A 6,084-nucleotide genomic window follows, 5' to 3' on the forward strand; every position below is an offset into this window, starting at 1 on the left:
GGTTGATCAGGCCTTGATGCGGACCAGCGCCTCTTGGGCGAAGGACGCCACGAGCCGGTTGTCTTCGGTCAGGACATCGCCACGGCCGAACGATCGACTGCCGGCGAGCAGAGGGCTGTGCTGGCGAACCAGCAGCCATTCGTCTGTGCGGAACGGCTGGTGGAACCAGACGGTGTGTGTGGTGACCGCAGAGTTGAACGCGGTGCCGTTACCCGTCTGGCTGTATCCCTCGAGAGGCAAGAGGGCGGTCCCGATGACGTTGAGGTCCGTGGCGTACGCGGTCAGGGCCGGGGCCAGTTGCGCGTCCACCGGCGGCGTGCGCATCCAGAATTCGAAATGAGGCGCTGATGCGGCGGTGCGATTGAGGTCTCCGACAGATCGGACCTCCCACGGGATCAGGCTGAAGTCGACCCTGCTGTCGTCTGGGAGGAGGGGGCCGGAGTCAGTGATGTCCTGGAGCTCAGGGCCCCCTTCGGGGAGGTGCATCGAGACGGCAGCCGATGCGATGACGCCGTGCGGTTGGCGGGCTGTGATCAGCAGACTGGCGAAGGAGCGGCCCTCATGCTGTCGCGTGACCTCATAGTGGACGGGACCGTCGGCCCTGCCCTCCTTGCTGAACACGGAGTGCATCGACTTGACCGACTTCTCGGGGCACACGGACCTTGCGGCCTCGACGAATTGTCCGAGGAGTTGGCCGCCGAAGAGGCGGTGGTATTCGAGATCGAGGTTGCGACCTTCGAGGCGGGTGGTGGGGCTCGCGTCCTGCCCGTCGGCGCCGGACGGGCGCAGTTCGAGGCTATTGAGAAGATCGCTCCATGAATCGGCCATACACGTATGTAAGCACGATTCTTTCTTGAGAGAACAAGATTCTTCTATTTGCGAACGGCGAAACCCTCGACGCAGAAGCGCCAGACTTCCTCGGAACTGATCGGTTGCACGGTGGCATCTGAGGCGCCGCCGCTGGACTGTGCGATGAACATCACAGTCTGCATGATCATGGATGCGGTCCGTTTCGGATGGGCATCAGGACGCAGCTCGCCGGCCTCGCCGGCGAGCTCCATGAGCTCGGTGAACAGGGCGAGCAGTGGGGCGTGTGCGATCTTCACCTCTGCGGGGTGGGTGAGGAGAAGTTGCGGCGCAAAGTCGTTGAACAGCGGCCTTTTGGCGTCTGGATCGGGCCGGCACAGCTCGAACAGCAGTTGGACGGCCACCTCGAGGCGATCGACGGGGTCACTTTGTCCCGCTGTGGCAGCGCGGATCTGATCAGCCGACCTGCCGAGTGCATCCTCGAAGAGGGCCAGCAGGAGCTCGTGCTTCCCGTCGAACTGCAGATAGAAGCTGCGCAATGACTGACGCGATCGATCAACAACCTCCTGCACCGTGAACTCTGTGGTGCCCTTTTCGGTGATGATGGCCTGCGCGGCGTCGAGGAACTTCTGAACCCGTTGTTCGGCTCGAACCTTCGCCGTCTTGATCGACCGTTCAACCGCCCGCTGCTTCCAGGCCGGCTCTTCGCTGGGACTGGTCACGAGGTGATCGGTCCGGCGGAGTTTTCGGACGCGTGAACGCGGCCATCTGTAAAGAACATGGCTGGCACTCTACCGGACCGAGACCCCGAAAAGGCGGTACGTTCCACTGTTCGATACAAAATCCGAGACTAACACTTACGTTTGTGGAGAATGATATTCTCGTGACATCGCGTCCACACGCGGTGGAAGGAAGAAACTTGTCATGCTGATGGAGTTCGACTCGGATCAGCGCCTGTGGCGCGACACGGTCCGTGATGTGGTTGCAAAGGAATGTTCGCCCGCGTTCGCACGGTCCGTCGTGGACGACGGAGTCGATCCGAACGCCTTGTGGAAGCTGTACAACAAGCAGGGTTGGACGGAGTTCACCGATCGTGCCGACATGGTCGAATTGGGCATCGTCCTCGAGGAACTCGGCCGTGGCACCGATCCGACTCCCTACCTGGCGACCATGACGCAGTTCACTCCGCTGGCCCCCGGGTTCTCGCTCGATGGGGCCGCAGGCACCGGCGTGTTCTCAGGGGTCGCCGCCCGCCCGGACGGAGGTGGATGGATTCTCCAGGGCACCGCCTCGCACGTTCTCGACGGAGATCGCGCCCACAGAATCGCAGTGGTGACGGCAGCCGGGATATTCGTCGTCAGGGGCGCCGACGTCGCGGCCACACGGACTCCGGTTTTCGATCCTCTCCTCCATGTCGCGGAGATTGCGTTCTCCGGGGTTCGCGTGTCTCGTGAGGATCGCGTCGACGTAGATCCCGCGCTGGCCTTGCCTGTGGCTCTGACCGGCCTCGCGCTGACGATGGTCGGCGCCTGCCAGCGGACTCTTGACATGGTCCTCGACCACGTCAAGAACCGGCAGCAGTTCGGCGCGCCCATCGGCTCCTTTCAGGCCGTCAAGCACAAGGCCGCCGATATGCACGTGGCCATCGAACGCGCACGCGCGCTTGCCTACTACTCGGCGCTGACCATTGCGGCCGGCGATGACGAGCACTGCGTCGTGGCGGCATCCATGGCGAAGGCCTCGGCCGGGGAATGCCAGTCGCTCGTGTTCCGTCACGGGCTGCAGTTGTTCGGAGCGATGGGCTTCACGTGGGAAAACGACCTGCAGTTCGCGCTGAAGCGTGCCAAAGCAGGAGAACTACTGCTCGGTGGTGCCGCAGAGCATCGGGCGAAGATCTTCGAGGAGCGACATGCAGTTGACATTTGATGCTGAACTCGAGGCGTTCCGGCAGGAATTCGCCGCGTTTCTCGACGAGCACGTACCGCCGGAAGCCGAAACGGTGGAGAGGGCCCGGTCGAGTTCGGACATGCCCGAATGGGCACGCCGGTGGCAGCGCGTGCAGTTCGACCACGGTTGGCTGTTGCCGGGTAACCCGCCTGAGTTCGGCGGCCGGAACGCGTCGATTCTGCAGCAGTACGTTCACCTGCGTGAGCTGTCTCGCCGCCGGATCTACCACAGCTTCAACCCGCAGGGCCTCGGCATCATCGCGGCCTCGATCCTGTCTTTCGGAACCGAAGAGCAGAAGCAGGAATGGGCAGCCAAGATCCTTCGCGGGGAGATCACAGCATCTCTCGGCATGAGTGAACCAGGTGCGGGCTCGGACCTGGCCTCACTTCGCACACGTGCCGTCCCCGAAGGTGACGACTTCGTCGTGAACGGTCAAAAGATTTGGACGTCCGGAGCGCACGATGCCGACGTTCTGCTCACCTTCGTGCGTACCGACCCGGACGTACCCAAACACAAAGGCATCAGCGTGCTGCTGATACCGACGGATCTGCCGGGCGTCACGCGCCGGCCCTTCGGGTCCATATGCGGCAAGGACGATCTGGACTTCAACGAGGTGTTCTTCGATGACGTTCGCGTGCCCGCCGCCAACTTGGTGGGCCCGCTGAACGGCGGGTGGGGTGTTGCGTCGGGATCTCTGGGTCACGAACGAAACCTGTTGTGGCTGGGGTTCGCCGACCGGCTGCAGGACCTGATCGCCGACTTCCACCCGACCGGTCCGCTGGATCGCGACCGGTACGCCACGATGCTGATGGACGCGAAAGCCCTCAACTTGATGGGCAGCTCTGCTCTGGCGCGTGCGGCAGCGGGTAAGAACGACGTCGCGGCGCTGTCGGTGCTCAAGGTGCTCGGTTCCGAAGCGGTGCAGACCGCCAGCGAGGTCGCCCTGGACACTGCCGGTGTTGGTGGTCTGGGTCATCCAGCCCAAACCGCTCCTGCACTGCCTCTGGACAACGACAACTTCAGCACCAGCTGGTTCGAGCGCTACGCGCGCAGCTTCGCCGGGACCATCGCCGGCGGGACGTCCGAGGTGCAGCGCAACATCATCGCCGAACGTGTGCTCGGCCTACCGAGAAGCTGAGCTGAGATGAACATCCTCTATGAGGTCGCGGACAAGATCGCGACCATCACGCTGAACCGCCCCGAAGCGGCCAACGCCCAAAACCATGCTCTACTCGACGAACTCGACGAGGCCTGGATGAAAGCGGCAGCGGACCCCGAGGTGGTCGTGATCGTCCTGCGTGCCGAGGGCAAACATTTCTCCGCCGGGCATGACATCAGAGGAACGGGTCCGGTGCCCGAAAAGATCACCCTCGAGATGCTGTATGAGGTGGAGAGTCGACGGTATCTGGAGTACTCGCTTCGTTGGCGGAACGTACCCAAGCCGTCGATCGCTGCCGTCCAGGGGCGCTGTATCTCCGGCGGGCTGTTGCTGTGCTGGCCCTGCGATCTGATCGTTGCTGCGGAGGACGCCCTGTTCTCCGACCCGGTGGTGATGATGGGAATCGGCGGGGTCGAATACCACGGGCACACTTGGGAACTCGGTCCGCGAAAGGCGAAAGAGATTCTCTTCACCGGTCGCCCGGTGACCGCCCACGAGGCCGAGCGGGTCGGCATGGTGAACAGCGTGGTGCCTCGCGATCAACTGGATGCCGAGGTCACGAAACTCGCCACTCACATCGCTGGGATGCCGCCGTTCGGTCTCCGCCAAGCCAAGCGGGCAGTCAATCAGACCCTTGATGTCCAAGGGTTCTATGCCGCGATCCAGTCGGTGTTCGACATCCACCAGACAGGACACGGCAACGCCTTGAGCGTTAGCGGCTACCCGGTGCTGGCCCGGTTCGACGAGATGAAGTCGAAGATCAAATAGTTCCCTGCCGACGGCGTCGTCGGCTCGCAGTCGACCGTGTGTCCGAAGGTCGATATCCACTCGAAAATGCTGGTCGGTGCATTTTTGCGAATCGTATAGTGCTTTGGCGAGAGTGTCGTACGATCCAATTGAGAATGCAATTATCAGTCTCGATCGCCGCAGTCCGGATGTCGACGGGCGATGCAGCTTTGACACGAGTGGTCGGATCTTCTGTCCACGAGAAAGGACTCACGTCATGCGTAATCAAATTGTCCATAGGGCTTTGACGGCGGGCGCATGCGCAGCCGTGCTGGTCGGCCTGGTTGCCGGTTGTGGTGATGACAGCAGCGACAGTTCGTCGTCGTCGACCGCCGCTGCGACATCATCGGCTGCTGCGGCCTCCAGCACCGCGGCCGCCGCCGATCCTGCGATCACGGAAGCGGTCACCACCGCGTATGAGACATTCTTCGACGGTACCGCCCCCATCGAAGAGCGCTCCAAATACGTCGAGAACTCAGCGGTATTCGGACCGGTGTTGCAGGGCATGACTGCGAATCCCCAGGCAGCCGGCACGTCGGCGGTCGTGAAGGAAGTTACTCTCGAAAGTCCCGACAAAGCGCTTGTCACATGGGATCTCAAGGTTGGCGACAGCCCCGGTCTGCCTGATCAGAGCGGCGAAGCGGTGCTCGTCGACGGCACCTGGGTCGTCGCCGGCGTGACCTTCTGCACCATCCTGGCCGTCCAGGGCTCCGGCGCTGCGGTTCCGGGCTGCTGATTCACTAGCCCCGTCGCACGCGAACAGGGTCGGCACTTCCCTCGGAAGTGTCGGCCCTGAAGTGCGTCTGGCGCCCGCCAAGACTCTAGAACATACGTTCGACAAGATCGAACATCTGCGGTAAGGTCGGTGGTAGAGAAACTTCCTGACGACGATTCATTGTTTGTGGTTGTTGTTGTCTGCGTGTGTTTCTGGGCTGGGGGGCCTGCATGTCTGATGGTGTCGTCATCGATTCGCCGGTGGTGGGTGCGGTTGCGGGGTTGGATGCTGCGATCGCTCTGGTGGCTGGGTTGGATCTGACGGCGTTGTCTGATTCTGAGTGTGTGCGGTTGACTGAGCGGTTGGAGGTCGCGGCGCGGCGGTTGCAGTCGGCTAGTTTGCCTGTGTTGCGGGATGTGGCTGTGCGGCGGGCGTATTCGACGGTGGGGTGTTCGTCTCCGGCGGCGGTGTTGACGTCGATGACGCGGATGCGTCCGGGTGCGGCCAGGGCCCGGGTGGAGGCGATGGATGCGTTGACGCCGTCGGTGACTCCGAGTGGTGAGGTGATCGGTCCACGGTTCCCGGAAACAGCGCAGGCGTTGGCGGCGGGGGTGATCGATCTCGATCATGTCGGGGTGGTGCTGGAGGTGATGGCGTCGATCCCGCACAA

7 protein-coding genes are annotated in these 6,084 nt (G+C 62.8%); 5 read left to right on the forward strand and 2 right to left on the reverse strand.

Translation table 11 applies throughout. The annotated features are described in order from the left end of the window. Positions 1-6 precede the first annotated feature (6 nt). Together J3S28_RS16485 and J3S28_RS16490 are read right to left on the reverse strand one after the other, a co-directional pair. Positions 7-828: an acyl-CoA thioesterase gene (locus J3S28_RS16485; protein WP_207841785.1), complete on the reverse strand. Its 822-nt coding sequence runs from the start codon at positions 826-828 to the stop codon at positions 7-9. Positions 829-872: 44 nt separating this feature from the next. Further along, positions 873-1,529 (reverse strand): TetR/AcrR family transcriptional regulator, encoded by a 657-nt coding sequence (locus tag J3S28_RS16490; RefSeq protein ID WP_207841786.1) that lies wholly within the window; start codon positions 1,527-1,529, stop codon positions 873-875. 202 nt (positions 1,530-1,731) lie between these two features. Here J3S28_RS16490 and J3S28_RS16495 point away from each other — a divergent pair, with 202 nt between their 5' ends. The 5 genes from J3S28_RS16495 to J3S28_RS16515 form a co-directional block, all read left to right on the forward strand. Continuing rightward, positions 1,732-2,733 carry an acyl-CoA dehydrogenase family protein gene (locus J3S28_RS16495; RefSeq protein ID WP_207841787.1) on the forward strand — a complete coding sequence of 334 codons (1,002 nt, stop codon included), beginning with the start codon at positions 1,732-1,734 and terminating at the stop codon, positions 2,731-2,733. Then, complete coding sequence (locus J3S28_RS16500; RefSeq protein WP_207841788.1) at positions 2,717-3,892, forward strand: acyl-CoA dehydrogenase family protein; 1,176 nt, start codon at positions 2,717-2,719, stop codon at positions 3,890-3,892. Before J3S28_RS16495 ends, J3S28_RS16500 begins: the two co-directional genes overlap by 17 nt. 6 nt (positions 3,893-3,898) lie before the next feature. Continuing rightward, a complete protein-coding gene (locus tag J3S28_RS16505) occupies positions 3,899-4,681 on the forward strand; it encodes an enoyl-CoA hydratase (RefSeq protein ID WP_207841789.1) in 783 nt (260 codons plus the stop codon). 235 nt (positions 4,682-4,916) lie between these two features. After that, entirely contained in the window at positions 4,917-5,435 is a 519-nt protein-coding gene (locus tag J3S28_RS16510; protein WP_207841790.1) for an MTB12 C-terminal domain-containing protein, read from the forward strand. A gap of 209 nt (positions 5,436-5,644) precedes the next feature. Next, positions 5,645-6,084, forward strand: a 440-nt coding sequence (locus tag J3S28_RS16515) for a DUF222 domain-containing protein (RefSeq protein WP_207841791.1), incomplete at its 3' end; no start/stop codon positions are given.

The sequence above is a fragment of the Williamsia soli genome (assembly GCF_017377795.1).
Lineage (GTDB): Bacteria > Actinomycetota > Actinomycetes > Mycobacteriales > Mycobacteriaceae > Williamsia > Williamsia soli.